Raw genomic sequence first — 12,493 nt, 5'->3', positions numbered from 1 at the left:
TCGCTCCAACCATTCGCCAGCAGTATCCCCCTTGTGGGGAGGAGGTGGAGGTGGGGGTGTGGGCGCCACACCTTCATAGGCTATCGCTCACACCCCCACCCTGGCCCTCCCCACAAGGAGGAGGGAAATGGCGTTGCGCCATATCGGCAGCGTTTGCGGACCCACCTCAGGCGGAAGAGGTGAAGGGCAGGCTCAGGTCCTGCCGTCAGAGCTTCTCGCGCTCGATGGCCCGCTTCACCACCTGCTGCACTTCCGGGTTCGACAGGAAGAGGTCGTGGTTGATGTTGATGAAGCGTCCGCCGAATTCGGACGCGTCGGCCACGCGCACCCCCAGCGCCTCCAGGCGCTCGCGGTCGGCAGCGCCCGCCCTCACGATGCCGCCGGCGAGGCGGCCGGAGACCTGGAGGGCCCGGTCGTTGGTGGAGCTGATGACGGTGATCTTCTTCGCGTCGGGTCCCAGCTTCTCCAGGCCGCGGGCGAAGAGGTCGATGTCGATGTCGGGGGCGGCCAGCACCACCGCGCCGATGCGCTCCATCGCGCTGGCGCCGCCGGAGCCGCGCAGCATCCGCAGGGTCTCCAGGGTCAGCAGCGTGCCCATGCTGTGCGCCACGATGTGGATGCGCCCGCCGCTCGGGGTCTTGGCCATGGCGGTCAGCAGCTCCTCCAGGGCATCGCGGGACCACATGGCGCTCTCGCGGTCGCTCACGTAGCTGAAGGTCGAGCCGGCGGACGGCCAGGTGAAGAGGCCGGTCGCGCCCGGGAACTTGATCCCCTGCGAGAGCTGCACGGTGGAGGTGGCGGCGGACTCGAAGCTCTCCCGGTAGCCATGGATGTAGAGAAGCAGATCGCGCCCGAGGGCCGCCTGGGCGAAGGTCTGCGCGGCGTTCCTGCGGTCGAGCGAGCCGACGGAGGCGATGCTCCAGTCCGACGTGCCGAGCAGCCCATCGGCCGGCGGCGTCATCTTCGCCTCGGCAAAGACCAGGTCCGCAGATCGCTCGCCGGTGAACCAGGGTTCCTTCAGCGGCTCACCCGCAGGCAGGCGCGTGGTGGCGATGAGAAGCGTGGGGTCGCGCGACAGCCCGGCGCGAGGCGCCAGGGGCGCGTCGGTCAGGGGGGATTCGCCGCCGAGACAGCCGGACAGAGTCAGGCTGGCGAGAGCGACGAGGGCAAGGCGTCGTGTGGGAAGCGGCATGAACCGGGAATCGAAAGGACCAATCGGGGAAGCTGTTTCACCTCCGATGATGGCGGGCACAAGGCAACCGCCGTGCTTCGCCGCATTCCTTTCCGAACATGGTAAACCCTTGGTGAACGGAACGCCGCAGGCCGCTGCGAAGCCTTGATGCCCCAGGAATCGAGACTTACCTTCGCAACCATGTTCCTCCTCGCCCGCGCCTTCCTGATCATCTTCGCCCTCTTCCTGCTTCCCCTCGCCGCCCATGCCGCATGGTGGGCCATGCGCGACGACGTGGCGCCGTCCTGGCGCGCCGCCGACTGGTCGAGCGCGAAGCTCCTGCCGCAGCCCTCCGAGGCGCCCCAGGCCATCGTCGCCGTCTATGCGGCGCGGGTCGGACGCTGGCGCGGCATCTTCGCCCATCACACCTGGATCGTCGTGAAGGAGGAAGGCGCCACCCGCTACACCCGCTACGACAAGGTCGGCTGGGGCAGCCCGGTCCGCACCAACGGATGGGTGGCGGACGGCCGCTGGTTCGGCAACGCGCCGCAGCCCATCGTCCTGATCGAAGGCGAGGCCGCGCAGCGCCTCATCCCGCAGATCCAACAGGCGGTGGCGAGCTATCCCTACCGGTCCGTGGGAGCCTACAACGCCTGGCCCGGCCCGAACTCCAACACCTTCGTGGCCCATGTGATGCGTCAGGTGCCCGAGCTGGAGGCCCCGCTTCCGCCCACCGCCATCGGCAAGGACTGGCAGCCCCTCACCGACATCGTGGGCCTGACCCCGAGCCGCACCGGCATTCAGGTCTCCCTCGGCGGCTATGCGGGCTTCACCCTCGGCTGGATCGAGGGGGTCGAGGTCGATTTCCTCGGCCTCGTGGCCGGCGTCGATGTCCGCCGCCCGGCCGTCAAGATTCCCGGTTGGGGACGGATCGGGATGAATCCCGTTACTTGATGAAAAGCCGCGCGGAACGCGCTAAGGCTTTGCCCATGAACGGGGGCGTGCACAGACGACAGGCGGTGACGGCGGAGGCGGTGGCGAACGGCGATCGCGCCGCCTTGGCCCGCGCCATCACGCTCATGGAGTCGCGCCGCGCCGACCACCGGGAGACCGCCCGCGCGCTCCTGCAGGAACTGATGCCGCGCACCGGCCATGCGGTGCGCGTGGGCATCACCGGCGTACCGGGCGTCGGCAAATCCACCACCATCGACGCCCTCGGCAGCATGCTCACCGAGCAGGGCCACAAGGTCGCGGTGCTGGCGGTCGATCCCAGCTCCACCCGCACCGGCGGCGCCATCCTCGGCGACAAGACCCGCATGGCGCGCCTCGCCGCCGATCCCAACGCCTTCATCCGCCCCTCCCCCTCCTCGGGCACCCTCGGCGGCGTCGCGGCGAAGACCCGGGAGACCATGCTCCTGTGCGAGGCCGCGGGCTTCGACGTGATCCTCGTGGAGACGGTCGGCGTCGGGCAGTCGGAGACGGCGGTGGCGGACCTCACCGATTTCTTCCTCGTCCTGATGCTTCCCGGCGCGGGCGACGAGCTGCAGGGCATCAAGAAGGGCATCCTCGAACTCGCCGACATGATCGCGGTGAACAAGGCCGACGATGCGGGCGCGAAGGCGAAGGCCGCGGCGGCCGAGTACAAGGCCGCCCTCCACATCCTCACCCCCGCCTCGTCGAGCTGGACGCCGCCGGTCCTGACGGTCTCCGGCCTCACGGGCCAGGGGCTCGACGAGCTGTGGACGAAGGTCCTCGATCACCGCAAGCGCCTGGAGGCGACCGGCGAACTCGCCGGCAAGCGCCAGGCGCAGGACACCAAATGGATGTGGGCCCTCGTCCACGAACGCCTGCACGACCGCCTCACCCACGATCCCGCCCTGCGCAAGCGCGTGCCGGAGATCGAGCGCGCCATCGCCGACGGCTCCCTCTCGCCCAATGCGGGCGCGAGCGAGATCATCGGACTGCTGGGGCTGTGAAAACGGGCGTCCTGCCGCCATAGGCGCCTTCGACCGGCGCGGACAGTTCCAGATCGGCGGCGACGATTTCGGACGCCGCCTTCGCGAAGGGCGGGCGGTCGCTCAGCCTGTCGTACCAGGCCGCCAATGCCCGGTGCTCCGCGAGCGGCGGGCCGCCGAGGCGCTGCCCGAAGAGCACCGCCATGAACACCGAGATGTCGGCGGCGCTGAACGTTCCGCAGAGATACGGCCTGTCCCCGAGCCTGCGGTCGAGTTCGGCGAGATGCCGGCTCATGACGGCTTCCGCCTGCTTGGCGGCCGCCTCGTCGGCCAGCCACCTTTCCGGATCGGCGGGACGGGGCCCCGTACGGTGCATGAGCGCCCGCAGGGGAACGAACATGACCTCGTCCGCGAACAGATCGAGGAGACGGCAGGCCGCCCGCTCCGCCGGCGTATGGGGGAAGAGCGGAGGATCCGGGTAGGCATCCTCGAGATATTCGAGGATCACCGTGGAATCGTAGAGGGTGACGGCCCCGTCGACGAGAACCGGCACCTGGCCTTTCGGGTTCGCCGCCAGAACGTCCGGATGCCGGGGGCTGTACCCCGTCGTCTGGTTGAACGGCACCATGATGCGCTCGAAGGGAAGCGCCTTTTCGCCGAGCGCGATCTCCACCTTGCGGGAGAAGAGGCTCAGTGGCCCCGAGTAAAGCTTCATCGTCCGCTCCTTCCATTCCGCTGCGGCAGGCCCGCATTCCTCGGCGCCGCCGAACAGGACGCTTGTCCTGTTTCTGACTACAGGATGGTTGTCCTGTTTTGTCAATCTGCTAAGGTCCGGCCCAGGAGGCGACGAGAATGGCGAAGCAACCTGCCCCCTCCCGCGGGCGGACCAACGATCCCGAAGGCCTGAGACGCCGGCTCGTGGATGCCGCCTATGCGGCCTTCACCACCCAGGGGTATCACGCCACCTCGATGCACGACCTGAAGCGCGAGGCCGGGGCGACGGGCGGCGCCCTCTCCCATCACTTCCCGACCAAGAAGGATCTCGGCCTCGCCGTCATCCGCGACCGGGTGGCCGACGCGGTGGAGGAAACCTGGATCGAGCCGCTCCGGTCGGCCGCCAGCGCGTCGGAAGGCATTCAGGCGGCATTCTCCGCCATCGCGTCCGAGCTGGAACGGCGCGGCGCCGTGTCGGGCTGCCCCCTGAACAATCTCGCTCTCGAACTCTCCCGGCACGACCCTGACTTCCGGGCGCAGATCGAGGCCGTCTTCGACCGCTGGCGGGAGGCGATCGCCGAAAGGATCAGGGCCGATCGGGCGGCGGGCCTGGCGGCCGGTCTCGACCCCGACGCCTTTGCGACCCTGGTCGTGGCCGCCTATTCGGGAGCCATGGCCATGGCCAAGGCCAGCCAGGATGCAGCCCCCCTCAGGATATGCGCCGAGCAGCTCGCGCGGGCGATGCAGGAAGGGCGCGGGTCCCCCGCCGCCTGAGGAATCCCCTGCCCCATGGGGGCATACCGGCCTGAGCCCTTGCCGGAAGACGCAATCTGTCGGAGCCTGTGCCGTCCATGCCGCAACGGGAGCTGACGGCGCCGTGATCGAGTGGTTGCATGAAATGCCGACCCTGCTCGGCGCCGGGCTCCTCTGTCTCATCTTCGTCGTGCCGACCCTCATCGGCTCGGTGCTGCTGCAGCCCGCCGTCGCGCGCCTGATGTCGGGCGAGAAGGACGCCAACACCCTCGTGGGGCTGCTCCTCAACGCCTATACGCTCTTCTACGGGGTGCTCCTGGCCCTGCTCTCGGTCTCGGTCTTCGACAATTACGGCGAGGCCCAGCAGGCGATCGCCCGGGAGGCTTCCAGCATCACGACCCTCTACCGCAACATCAGCAGCTATCCGGAGCCGCCCCGGACCATCCTGCTGGACAATCTGCGCCGCTATGTGGACGAGGAGATCGGTCCGGGCTGGTCGCATCAGCGACAGGACGAGGCCTCGTCCCAGGGCATGGCCCTGGTCACGCAGTTCGGCGAGCAGATCATGCGCTTCAGACCCGACCGCGCCATGGGCGAGGACATGCTGCACCGTGAGACCCTGCACGCCTTCGACCAGTTCGTGGAGCGGCGCCGCGCCCGCATCCAGGCGGCGGGAACCAACATCCCCACGATCATGTGGTACGTGGTCATCATCGGGGCGGTGCTGAACGTCTTCGTGCTGTGGCTGTTCGATCTGAAGCGCACGACGCATTTCATCTTCGGCGGCGTGCTGATGGTCTTCATCGGCCTCGTCATCTACATGGTCGCGGTGCTCGACCGCCCCTTCCGCGGCACCCACGGCCTCAAGCCCGACGATCTCGTCCAGGCACGGCAACTGATGGATCCGTGAGGAGCCGCGGGCACGATGCTCTAGGCGGCGCCATCCAGCAGCAGCCGCGCGGCGGTGATCCACATCACCGCGCCGATGCCCGCGTCGAGAAAGCGCCAAGTGGCGGGGCGGGCGAAGACGGGGCGCAGGAAACGCGCGCCGTAGCCGAGGGAGAAGAAGAACGTGAAGGAGGCCAGCATGGCCCCGAGTGCGAACATGCCCCGGCTTCCGTCGAACTGGGTCGAGATGGAGCCGATCAGCACCACCGTGTCGAGGTAGACGTGCGGGTTGAGCCAGGTCAGCGCGAGGGAGGTGAGCAGGGCCCGGCCCAAGGTCGTCGCGGTGGCCTCCGAGGGCTTCAGCGCCGCATCCGCCTGGAACGCGGCCATGAAGCTGCGGACGCCGTACATGACCAGGAAGGCGGCGCCCGCGAAGCGCAGGGTGGGCTCGGCCCAGGGCATGGCGGCGCTGATGGTGGCGAAGCCCGTGACGCCGGCCAGGATCAGCACCGCGTCGGAGAGCGCGCAGGTCAAGCAGACCGCGAGGATGTGGCGCCCGCGCAAGCCCACGCGGAGCACGAAGGCGTTCTGCGCGCCGATGGGCAGGATGAGGCTGAGGCCGAGCATGAAGCCGGCGACGAGAGGCATGGTCATGTCGTGCGTCCGAAAAATGTGTCGACACTGGGTAGATCGGGCCGCACAATTAGGACAGTTAAAGCTTCTGCATTCGATTTAGAAATTCTAATCCATGCTCGACTATGCCCATCTCTCCGCCCTCGCGGCCGTCGTCAGGACCGGAAGCTTCGAGCGCGCGGCGCAGCAGCTCAACGTGACCCCCTCGGCGGTGTCCCAGAGGGTGAAGCTCCTGGAGGAGCGGCTCGGCGTCGTCCTGGTGGTGCGGGGCCAGCCCTGCACGGCGACGGCGGCCGGACAGCGCCTGTGCCGGCATGTGGAACAGGTCGCGCTTCTCGAAAGCTCGCTGCACCAGAGCCTGCCGGGGTTTCAGCCCGAGAATAGATCCGTCACCCTGCGAATGGCCGTGAACGCGGACAGCCTCGCCACCTGGTTCGTGGCCGCGATGGCGAAGACGGACGGCTACCTGTTCGACCTCGTGCTGGACGATCAGGACTACAGCGCGGAATGGCTGCGGCGCGGGGAGGTCGTGGCGGCCGTGACGGCGCATGGCAGGCCGATCCAGGGCTGCGACTGCCGCGCCCTCGGCGCGCTGCGCTATGTCGCCACCGCGAGCCCGGATTTCGTCCGCCGCTGGTTCCCCGATGGGGTCGATGCGGAAGCCGCCGAGCGCGCCCCGTGCATGGTGTTCAACCAGAAGGACCGGCTGCAGGGCCTGTGGCTGCGCCAGGCTCTCGGATCCGATCCGCGCCCGCCGGTCCATTGGCTGCCCTCGTCGCAGGCCTTCATCGACGCGGCGCTGGCGGGTATCGGCTGGGGCATGAACCCCGAGCCGCTGGTGGCCGATCACCTGCGCGACGGAAGGCTGGTCGCGTTGAAACCGGACCAGCCCCTGGACGTGCCCCTGTTCTGGCAGCAGAGCCGGATCGCCGACGCCCTGCTGCGCGAGGTGACCCGCGCGGTGCTGCAGGCGGCCCGCGCAACCCTCGTTCCGCTCTAGCCCAGCACCTCCGGCGCGACCCTGAAGCGGCCGACCTCGATGCCGTTCCAGTTCGTGAGCACCGGTTGCGCCAGGGCTTCGACCACGGCGCGGTCCTGATCGTTGAGGGGCAGGAAGTGGAGGATGAGGCCGGCCATGGCGGCGGATGCGGCGCGCGGGCCGCCGTCGTCCACCTTCAGGGCGATGCCGTATCCGAGTTCCGGCAGGCTCGCGCAATAGACGCCTTCGGCGCCGGACTTCACGAAGGCCCGCTCGCGCAGGGTCTCCATCAACTTGGTATCGAACCGGTCCGTGCCGGCCACCATGAAGGGATGCTGCGCCACCGCCCGGCGGATGCGCTTGGCGGCCTCCTGCGTTCCCTGCGGCAGGCCCGCGCCGGTGCCGAACTTGGCGAAGCCGAAGGCGAGCGCCGGCAGCGGGATGGCATAGGTCGGGATCGAGCAGCCGTCGATGGCCGCCTCCTCGTCCGTGTGCGACGCGCCGGTCACGTCCTCGAGGGATGCGCGAACCGCCTGCTGGACGGGATGCCCGGCCTTCACGTAGCCCTGCGGGTCCTCGTCCAGGCCGCAGGCGAGGCAGATGAAGCCCGCGTGCTTGCCCGAGCAGTTGTTGTGGAGGGCGTTCGGCTGCTCCCCCTGCGCCGCGAGCAGACGGGTGGCCGCCTCGCCCATGGGCCAGTGGATGCCGCATTCCAGGCACCCCTTGTCCCGTCCGGCCTTCGCCAGCATGGCGGCGGCGGTCTCCACATGCTCCGGCTCTCCCGAATGGGAGGCGCAGGCCAGGGCGATTTCCGCATCGGTCAGCCCGTATCTGTCGGCGATGCCGCTCTCGACCAGCGGCAGCGCCTGAAGCGCCTTCACGGCCGAACGCGGGAAGACGTGACGCTCCATGTCGCCGAGAGACAGAACCGTGGCGCCGTCCGCATCGATCACGGACACGCTGCCCCGGTGGCGCGATTCGACCAGATCGCCGCGCAGAACCTCGACGAGGAAAGGATTATCCATGAGGGCCCCCTTTTTGGACGCGGTCTTTTGGGCGGGTGAGGCCCGGAAGTCAAAGGGGACCTTGTTGCACTAGGTTATTTCGGGGCACCTCACGGCCCCCGCTTGCCGCGGGACCCCTGCCCCCCTAAACCCTAGCTTGGGTGAAATGGGGAGAACCTGATGCGTATTGCGATGATCGGAGCGGGCTATGTGGGCCTGGTCTCCGGCGCCTGCTTTGCGGACTTCGGCCACTCGGTGTGCTGCGTCGACAAGGACCCGGCCAAGATCGAGGCCCTGGAGCAGGGCCGGATCCCGATCTTCGAGCCCGGCCTGGCCGAACTCGTCGCCACCAATGTCCGCGAAGGCCGTCTCTCCTTCGCCACCGACCTCTCGCAGGCCGTCCAGTCCGCCGAGGCCGTCTTCATCGCCGTCGGCACCCCGTCCCGGCGCGGCGACGGCCATGCGGACCTGTCCTACGTCTATCAGGCCGCCCGCGAGATCGCCGCCGCCATGGACGGCTATACGGTGGTGGTCACCAAGTCCACGGTGCCGGTCGGCACCGGCGACGAGGTCGAGCGCATCATCCGCGAGACCCGGCCCGATGCGGATTTCGCCGTGGTGTCCAACCCGGAATTCCTGCGCGAGGGCGCGGCGATCGCCGACTTCAAGCGGCCCGACCGCATCGTCATCGGCACCGAGGACGAGCGCGCGGAAGCGGTCATGAACGAGATCTACCGCCCGCTCTACCTCAACCAGGCGCCGATCCTCGCCATGTGCCGGCGCGCGGCGGAGTTGACGAAATACGCCGCCAACGCATTCCTGGCCACCAAGATCACCTTCATCAACGAGATCGCCAATCTGTGCGAGCAGGTGGGCGCCGACGTGCAGGACGTGGCCCGCGGCATCGGGCTCGACAACCGCATCGGCTCCAAGTTCCTCCATGCCGGTCCGGGCTATGGCGGCTCGTGCTTTCCCAAGGACACCCTGGCGCTGATCAAGACGGCGCAGGATTTCGAGGCGCCGATCCGGATCGTCGAGACGGTGGCGGCGGTCAACGACCAGCGCAAGCGCGCCATGGGCCGCAAGGTGATCGCCGCCTGCGGCGGCTCGGTACGCGGCAAGACCGTGGCGGTGCTGGGCCTGACCTTCAAGCCCAACACCGACGACATGCGTGAGGCGCCGTCCCTCGACATCATCCGCACTCTGCAGGATGCGGGTGCGAAGATCCGCGCCTACGATCCGGAAGGCATGGAAGCGGCCAAGGGGATGCTGCAGGACGTGGAATATGCGCGCGACGCCTATGACTGCGCCAAGGACGCCCATGCGCTCGCCATCGTGACCGAATGGAACATGTTCCGCGCGCTCGACCTGGAGCGGCTGAAGAAATCCATGGCCGAACCGGTGATCGCGGACCTGCGCAACATCTACCGCGCCGAGGAGGTCCGCCGCCGCGGCTTCACCTATGTGAGCGTCGGACGGGTCTGATTGCAGCCGGGAGCCTGTTCACGCGGGCTCCCTGCCGTGGCATATCTGCCGTCACGAGATTCAGGCCTAGCGACCTTTGGAGCGCCCATGCAGACCTTCTTCGTCGAGATCAAGTGCAAGCTCGGCAGGACCTACGACGTGGCGAGCATGCTCGCCGACCGTGAAATCGCGTCCGAGATCTACTCGACGGCCGGCAATTACGACATCCTCGCCAAGTTCCACGTGGACGACGACGTGGATATCGGCCACTTCATCGCCCAGAACGTGCAATCCATCGCGGACATCGCCGACACCCGCACGATCATCACCTTCAAGGCGTTCTGACCCCCCGTACGATGCGCCCTTCAAAGGCTGGAGCATCGGACCCAACAGTGGGCCCGCTTCTGGGTCCGAAGCCTTAGAGCGGCACCGGAAACCGCACGCAGGTGCGCGTGCCCTTCGCGACGGGCTCCTGCTCGACCCGGCCGTCGAGCTGGTTGGTCAGGGCGTCGATGAGCTGCAGGCCGAGGCCGCCCTCGCGGGGCGGCCCCATGCCGCGACCGTTGTCCTCGACCGCGAGACACGCCTCTCCGTGCTCCACGTTCGTCGTGAAGGTGACGCGGATCGTGCCGCCGCCTTCGTCGAAGGCATACTTGATGGAATTGGTGACCAGCTCGTTGACGATCAGCCCGACCGGAACCGCGCGGTCGAGCGGGAGCAGCACGCCCCTGATCGTCTCGACCTCGATGGAAACCCTGTCGCGGCGGGGATCTATGTTGGAGCACAAGGCCCGCAGGTAATCTCCAAGTTCGACGTTGCTGACCCCCGACTCGAACGACAGCTGGTCCTGCGCCAGGGCGATGGCGTGAACCCGGTCCATGACGCTGGCGAAGCGGCTGCGGCTGTCGGGCGTGTCGGCGTGGCGCCGCTGCAGCGCGAGGAAGGAGACGACCGTCTGCAGGTTGTTCTTCACCCGGTGCTGGAACTCGCGCAGCACGACCTCCGAGAAGGATTTCTGCCGCGCATGTTCCGCCTCCGCGTCGGCCGCCTTGCGCTCGGTTTCGAGGCGCAGCAGAGCGACGCCCAGGATGTTGGCGAAGGTGCTCAGGAAGATCACGTCGCCCTCGTCGAAGGTTCGCGCCTCTTCCGAATCCACCTCCAGCACGCCCCATGTGCGCCCGTCGATTCGCACCGGGACGTTCATGAGCGAGACGATGCCGTGGTCCCGCAGCACCGTCGACATCCGGAATTCGGTCTCGTTCGGGAAATCCTCGATGATGACGGGAGCCGCGGTCTGCATGGCGCGGCCGGGCGGGGACGCGCTGTCGAGGGGGAACGTGGCATTGCCCACGATACCGGGCTTCCAGCCGACCCCCGCAACGGTGAGCAGGTCCCCGTAGTCGGGGCGGTAGCACATCACCTTGACGTGCCGGATATGCGTGACGCGGGAGACCTGTGCGGTCACGTATTGCAGCAGCCGGTCCACCGGCAGGGGCTCGGACGCGATACGGCTGAACGCTGCGAGCGCACGCTGGTACTCGTGCATGCGCTTCAGTTCGGATGCGGTGTCGTGGCTCTTCCTGGACATCCAGGCTACAACCCGCTTTTCACGGCCAAGTTCCGTGAAGAGCGGGTGCTATACCTTCGAGAGCGCGCCGCGGGCGCTCACTGGGCGACGGCGCTCGCCTCGATCGTGCGGCCGTTCTGCTCCGTGATCTCGGCGAGGTAGGGGCCGATATCGTCGTAGCGGTCCAGGCGGCGGACGATCTTGGAATCGATCTTGTTGTAGAATTCCGCCACGGTGACCGCGCGGCGCTTGCGGCCCTTGCCCTCCATGAACAGCCCGACATTCGCCTTGGCGGCCTTCGGGAACAGCTTGGAGGCCCGCATGTTCGGGTCCTGGTCCAGAACCTCTAGGAAGCGGACGGCGCTTCGCGCGCCCAGGAAGTGGGCGATGTAGAGCTCGGCCTCGGCCAGCTCGCGCTCGCCCTGGGCCTGGAGGGCCCGCTCCACGTCCTTGATCAGCTCCCCCGCCATGAGGGCGGAGAAATAGGGATCCGTGCGCAGGCCCATGACCCACTCGCGGTCCTTCTCGCTCACCGCGAGTTCGCCGTCGACGACCTTGATGGCCTCGGCCGCGGCGCCGAAGCCGTAATCGGCGGCATGGCTGCGGACGGTTTCGAGCCAGGTAGCGTCGATGAACTGGAACAGTCCCTCGGCCGAGGAGGTGGAGGCCTTGGCCTCGGGCGAGAGGCTCGATTCCACGTCCGCCAGGGTCATCATGTAGACCGGATCGACGCCGGTCACGTGAGCGGCCTTGAGAATGGAGTGCACGAGCCAGCGCGGAACGTTGCGGCCGCTGAACGGAATGAGCTCGTCGGGATCGCCCGCGGCCTCGACCGGGTAAGGCTCGGCCTCGGGCTCGGGCTGGGGCTTGGCCTCGGGAGGCCGGGTGAACGAGAAGGCGCTTTCGACGATGGACCGGAAGAGGTCCGGATCCTTGCCCAGAGCGGGCGTGAAGGCCACCGGAACCTCGATGGCGGTGGCGGCGGCGACGGGCGCCACCGCGAACGGCCTCGCGTTCAGGGCGCTCGGCAGGGTCGCCACCGCGGCGGGGCCGGCGGTGAAGGCCTGAAAACCGATCATCATGGAGACGGCCGCGAGGAGGCGAAGCGAATGGCGGCCAGTGGTCGTGCGGGGTGCCGCAACGGGTTGCGGCACCGCACACAGCAGCGTTCTCGCATTGGTTTGCATCAGTTTTTCCCGCTTGATCCGACCGGACGGCCGAACCTTCCCTTGTGTCATTCTGGGACAAGGGTTGACGGGAAGATGTGTCCATAATCGGTCAGCTTGACCGTAACGGGTCCTTTTCCAGGGCCGTTTTCAGGGTTTTCCCCCGAAAGTTCCGTGAATTTTCCCTTAAATTCCGGGA

Annotated in this window: 13 protein-coding genes; 7 read left to right on the top strand and 6 right to left on the bottom strand. The window is 67.9% G+C overall.

Translation table 11 applies throughout. The features are described 5' to 3' along the window. Positions 1 to 205: 205 nt before the first annotated feature. Complete coding sequence (locus ACFOYU_RS08265) at positions 206 to 1,192, bottom strand: alpha/beta hydrolase (RefSeq protein WP_377033178.1); 987 nt, start codon at positions 1,190 to 1,192, stop codon at positions 206 to 208. Between the two features lie 147 nt (positions 1,193 to 1,339). Between ACFOYU_RS08265 and ACFOYU_RS08260 the strand changes: the two genes are divergently transcribed. Beyond that, positions 1,340 to 2,125: a DUF3750 domain-containing protein gene (locus tag ACFOYU_RS08260; RefSeq protein ID WP_377033177.1), complete on the top strand. Its 786-nt coding sequence runs from the start codon at positions 1,340 to 1,342 to the stop codon at positions 2,123 to 2,125. A gap of 47 nt (positions 2,126 to 2,172) precedes the next feature. Beyond that, on the top strand, positions 2,173 to 3,147 hold the full coding sequence (meaB, locus tag ACFOYU_RS08255; RefSeq protein ID WP_377033176.1) for a methylmalonyl Co-A mutase-associated GTPase MeaB: 975 nt from the start codon (positions 2,173 to 2,175) through the stop codon (positions 3,145 to 3,147). Here meaB and ACFOYU_RS08250 read toward each other — a convergent pair. Beyond that, complete coding sequence (locus ACFOYU_RS08250; RefSeq protein ID WP_377033175.1) at positions 3,125 to 3,841, bottom strand: glutathione S-transferase family protein; 717 nt, start codon at positions 3,839 to 3,841, stop codon at positions 3,125 to 3,127. The two genes, meaB and ACFOYU_RS08250, sit on opposite strands and share 23 nt — an antisense overlap. 137 nt (positions 3,842 to 3,978) lie before the next feature. Between ACFOYU_RS08250 and ACFOYU_RS08245 the strand changes: the two genes are divergently transcribed. Together ACFOYU_RS08245 and ACFOYU_RS08240 are read left to right on the top strand one after the other, a co-directional pair. Then, positions 3,979 to 4,614, top strand: coding sequence for a TetR/AcrR family transcriptional regulator (locus tag ACFOYU_RS08245; protein WP_377033174.1), 636 nt, complete (start codon positions 3,979 to 3,981; stop codon positions 4,612 to 4,614). A gap of 103 nt (positions 4,615 to 4,717) precedes the next feature. Further along, positions 4,718 to 5,503, top strand: coding sequence for a hypothetical protein (locus tag ACFOYU_RS08240; protein WP_377033173.1), 786 nt, complete (start codon positions 4,718 to 4,720; stop codon positions 5,501 to 5,503). A gap of 20 nt (positions 5,504 to 5,523) precedes the next feature. Here ACFOYU_RS08240 and ACFOYU_RS08235 read toward each other — a convergent pair whose 3' ends face one another. After that, positions 5,524 to 6,135 (bottom strand): LysE/ArgO family amino acid transporter, encoded by a 612-nt coding sequence (locus ACFOYU_RS08235; RefSeq protein WP_226741386.1) that lies wholly within the window; start codon positions 6,133 to 6,135, stop codon positions 5,524 to 5,526. Between the two features lie 94 nt (positions 6,136 to 6,229). Here ACFOYU_RS08235 and ACFOYU_RS08230 point away from each other — a divergent pair, with 94 nt between their 5' ends. Continuing rightward, positions 6,230 to 7,114 (top strand): LysR family transcriptional regulator ArgP, encoded by an 885-nt coding sequence (locus ACFOYU_RS08230; protein ID WP_226741387.1) that lies wholly within the window; start codon positions 6,230 to 6,232, stop codon positions 7,112 to 7,114. Here the strand turns inward: ACFOYU_RS08230 and ACFOYU_RS08225 are convergent. Beyond that, positions 7,111 to 8,118 (bottom strand): asparaginase, encoded by a 1,008-nt coding sequence (locus tag ACFOYU_RS08225; RefSeq protein ID WP_226741388.1) that lies wholly within the window; start codon positions 8,116 to 8,118, stop codon positions 7,111 to 7,113. The two genes, ACFOYU_RS08230 and ACFOYU_RS08225, sit on opposite strands and share 4 nt — an antisense overlap. A gap of 159 nt (positions 8,119 to 8,277) precedes the next feature. Here ACFOYU_RS08225 and ACFOYU_RS08220 point away from each other — a divergent pair, with 159 nt between their 5' ends. Beyond that, positions 8,278 to 9,582, top strand: coding sequence for a UDP-glucose dehydrogenase family protein (locus ACFOYU_RS08220; protein ID WP_377033172.1), 1,305 nt, complete (start codon positions 8,278 to 8,280; stop codon positions 9,580 to 9,582). A gap of 87 nt (positions 9,583 to 9,669) precedes the next feature. Further along, entirely contained in the window at positions 9,670 to 9,906 is a 237-nt protein-coding gene (locus ACFOYU_RS08215; RefSeq protein ID WP_226741390.1) for an Lrp/AsnC ligand binding domain-containing protein, read from the top strand. Positions 9,907 to 9,979: 73 nt separating this feature from the next. Here ACFOYU_RS08215 and ACFOYU_RS08210 read toward each other — a convergent pair whose 3' ends face one another. Both ACFOYU_RS08210 and ACFOYU_RS08205 read right to left on the bottom strand, forming a co-directional pair. Next, entirely contained in the window at positions 9,980 to 11,149 is a 1,170-nt protein-coding gene (locus tag ACFOYU_RS08210; protein ID WP_377033171.1) for a sensor histidine kinase, read from the bottom strand. Positions 11,150 to 11,226: 77 nt separating this feature from the next. After that, the gene (locus ACFOYU_RS08205) at positions 11,227 to 12,315 is read right to left on the bottom strand and encodes a transglycosylase SLT domain-containing protein (protein WP_377033170.1); all 1,089 of its coding nucleotides are present in this window, start codon (positions 12,313 to 12,315) and stop codon (positions 11,227 to 11,229) included. Positions 12,316 to 12,493: the final 178 nt, after the last annotated feature.

The organism is Microvirga sp. GCM10011540 (assembly GCF_042650665.1).
In the GTDB taxonomy this organism is placed as follows: Bacteria; Pseudomonadota; Alphaproteobacteria; order Rhizobiales; family Beijerinckiaceae; genus Microvirga; species Microvirga lenta.
Note: the sequence above shows the minus strand (reverse complement) of the source record. Positions and strands in the feature narration are given on the sequence as shown.

Coding starts and splice junctions, on each gene's coding strand:
- ACFOYU_RS08265 (WP_377033178.1), bottom strand. CDS start 1,192: ATGCCGCTTCCCACACGACGCCTTGCCCTCGTCGCTCTCGCCAGCCTG.
- ACFOYU_RS08260 (WP_377033177.1), top strand. CDS start 1,340: ATGCCCCAGGAATCGAGACTTACCTTCGCAACCATGTTCCTCCTCGCC.
- ACFOYU_RS08250 (WP_377033175.1), bottom strand. CDS start 3,841: ATGAAGCTTTACTCGGGGCCACTGAGCCTCTTCTCCCGCAAGGTGGAG.
- ACFOYU_RS08245 (WP_377033174.1), top strand. CDS start 3,979: ATGGCGAAGCAACCTGCCCCCTCCCGCGGGCGGACCAACGATCCCGAA.
- ACFOYU_RS08235 (WP_226741386.1), bottom strand. CDS start 6,135: ATGACCATGCCTCTCGTCGCCGGCTTCATGCTCGGCCTCAGCCTCATC.
- ACFOYU_RS08230 (WP_226741387.1), top strand. CDS start 6,230: ATGCTCGACTATGCCCATCTCTCCGCCCTCGCGGCCGTCGTCAGGACC.
- ACFOYU_RS08225 (WP_226741388.1), bottom strand. CDS start 8,118: ATGGATAATCCTTTCCTCGTCGAGGTTCTGCGCGGCGATCTGGTCGAA.
- ACFOYU_RS08220 (WP_377033172.1), top strand. CDS start 8,278: ATGCGTATTGCGATGATCGGAGCGGGCTATGTGGGCCTGGTCTCCGGC.
- ACFOYU_RS08215 (WP_226741390.1), top strand. CDS start 9,670: ATGCAGACCTTCTTCGTCGAGATCAAGTGCAAGCTCGGCAGGACCTAC.
- ACFOYU_RS08210 (WP_377033171.1), bottom strand. CDS start 11,149: ATGTCCAGGAAGAGCCACGACACCGCATCCGAACTGAAGCGCATGCAC.
- ACFOYU_RS08205 (WP_377033170.1), bottom strand. CDS start 12,315: ATGCAAACCAATGCGAGAACGCTGCTGTGTGCGGTGCCGCAACCCGTT.